This window comes from Actinomadura geliboluensis, assembly GCF_005889745.1.
Classification (GTDB): Bacteria; Actinomycetota; Actinomycetes; order Streptosporangiales; family Streptosporangiaceae; genus Spirillospora; species Spirillospora geliboluensis.
In genome coordinates this window covers 1-1,321 of record NZ_VCKZ01000738.1, presented here as the reverse complement: position 1 = coordinate 1,321, position 1,321 = coordinate 1, and the positions used below count along the sequence as shown (strand labels likewise).

1 protein-coding gene is annotated in these 1,321 nt (G+C 70.3%); it reads right to left on the bottom strand.

Annotated elements, in window-relative coordinates; genetic code table 11:
* Positions 1–338: 338 nt before the first annotated feature.
* Positions 339–536: a MaoC/PaaZ C-terminal domain-containing protein gene (locus tag ETD96_RS48380; protein WP_205719771.1), complete on the bottom strand. Its 198-nt coding sequence runs from the start codon at positions 534–536 to the stop codon at positions 339–341.
* Between the last annotated feature and the right edge of the window lie 785 nt (positions 537–1,321).

The window sequence follows — 1,321 nt, the reverse complement described above, 5'->3', positions numbered from 1 at the left end:
GGGATCGGGAACGGCGGCACTGCGACGGTGACATTCACGGCAAATGCGGATAAATGTCACGCATTGCCCAGGCGCGACCCCGCCCTTGGTCGGATGCTGCCGTCAAAGCGCCGCCCTCACCTCGCTGACCTGCGGGATCACGCCCGTGGGGTCGCCGGTGCGAGGGGTGATACAGCGGATGAAGGCTCCCTGAACGGATCTGTCAGGCGAAGCGGGCGCGTCCGGCGGAGATGCCCGTGCGGTCTTCCGCGGCGGCCTCGAAGAGGGTCGCTTCGCCGTCCGTCCACGTTTCGAGGCGGAGTTTTCGACCGGGAAGACCGGGGCGAAGAAGCAGCCCTCTAGTTCGCGTAGGTCGGCCGGGTGGGCACCGAGCAACGACGCCAGGGAAACGTGATCGCCGCCAGTGTGCACAGGCCGTGCATGATGGGGCGCGGCATCCCGGCCGTCCTCGCGGCCCCCGGGTCGATGTGCAGATGGTGGCGGTCGCCCAGGAGGCGGTAGAGGGCGGCCTGGTTAGTGGCCGTCCGGACGGTCAGCGAGTCGTCCGGCGTTGCCTCGGGGCGCCTGCGAGCGGACCCGGTCCCCGCCGAAGCCGCCGCATCCTGGGGCTAACAGCGACCAGGCGGCCTCGAAGTACTCGCTCTCCACGGCCACGTCGAGACCGCCGCCGAACCCTTGTCCCAGACCTCCGCGGCGCGGGCGCTCATCTCCGCGGCTCCCGAACGCGGGAGGTCCTTCAGGACGCGGAGCCGCTGGGTGCCGTGGACGACCGGACGTCGAAGGCGCCTGCCGAGCAGAGTGCGTCCGGCGCCCACCGGGCGACTCCGCGAAGACGGGGTCGAGGTCGGCGGCGTCCGCGCCGACCGCCAGCGCGTCAAGGACCGCCCAGGTCTCGTCATGGGCGACGGTCCGGATACCGAGGTCCTTTCCGATCCATTCGCTCACGCGTCCGCTCCCAGGATCAGGCCGCTGGCCGGGACGCCGGTCCCGCGGTGACCAAGACGTTGTGGACGTCGCCCGGCTGGTTCGACGACGTGCCGCGCAGCAGCCGCACCGCCTCAGCGACGCCGTTCATTCATCCCGTGGATGTACGCCTTCGCCGAGTTGCCCGCCGTGGGTGTTGAACGGGAGCGCGCAGGCACTGCCCTGAGGGAAGAGGCCACGCCCAGGGCCTGCCGCACAGGCGGGGTACCACCGAAAGCCGTCTCCACACTTTGAGGGGATTGGCAGAGAAGCAGGTGCCAAAGAGCCGTCACTCCTCGGCTGCTCGTGTTACGGCCCGGCCGTCTGGCGGCGGCTCTTGTGGGGAATGCGGCGGGTG